This is a genomic window from Neobacillus paridis (assembly GCF_016765675.1).
Taxonomy (GTDB): domain Bacteria; phylum Bacillota; class Bacilli; order Bacillales; family Cytobacillaceae; genus Neobacillus; species Neobacillus paridis.
Genome location: NZ_JAESWB010000419.1, coordinates 1 through 522, shown reverse-complemented (window position 1 = coordinate 522; position 522 = coordinate 1). Strand labels below are relative to the sequence as shown.

1 protein-coding gene is annotated in these 522 nt (G+C 64.0%); it reads right to left on the bottom strand.

The window, feature by feature from the left end:
• The coding region (locus JK635_RS29420; RefSeq protein WP_498043903.1) for a hydroxymethylglutaryl-CoA lyase-like TIM-barrel protein at positions 1-522 on the bottom strand (522 nt) is incomplete at both ends.

The window sequence follows — 522 nt, the reverse complement described above, 5'->3', positions numbered from 1 at the left end:
CCTCGGTAACCACGTTGCCCGACGCGCCTGGCGCGTAGGGACAGCCACCCAGGCCGCCCAGCGAGGAATCAAACGTGCGTACGCCTTCTTCAAAAGCGGCCAGGCAATTTGCCAGGCCGAGGCCGCGAGTGTTGTGCATGTGGGCAGCACCGGCTTTCTCGCCGATTTCCGCGCGCATGCGCCGGAACAGACGACGCACCTGCGCAGGATTGGCATAGCCGGTCGTATCGGACAGCCCGCAGTCGTCCACCCCTGCGGCCGCACACAGCGCTGCCATGCGGATCACGTCATCTTCAGCAACCAGGCCCTGAATCGTGCAGCCAAATGCGGTGGAAATGCCGGCTTCGATCCTTGCCTTGGGCGCGATCCGATCGCGCAGGGCAACGATGTCACGCACGGTATCAATCATGTCTTCCCGGGTTTTTCGCACATTCGCCAGTGAATGCGCCTCGCTCGCCGATACCGGGATCGTCACCTTGTGGACCCCGGCCGACAGCGCAGCCTCGGCACCGCGAAGATTGG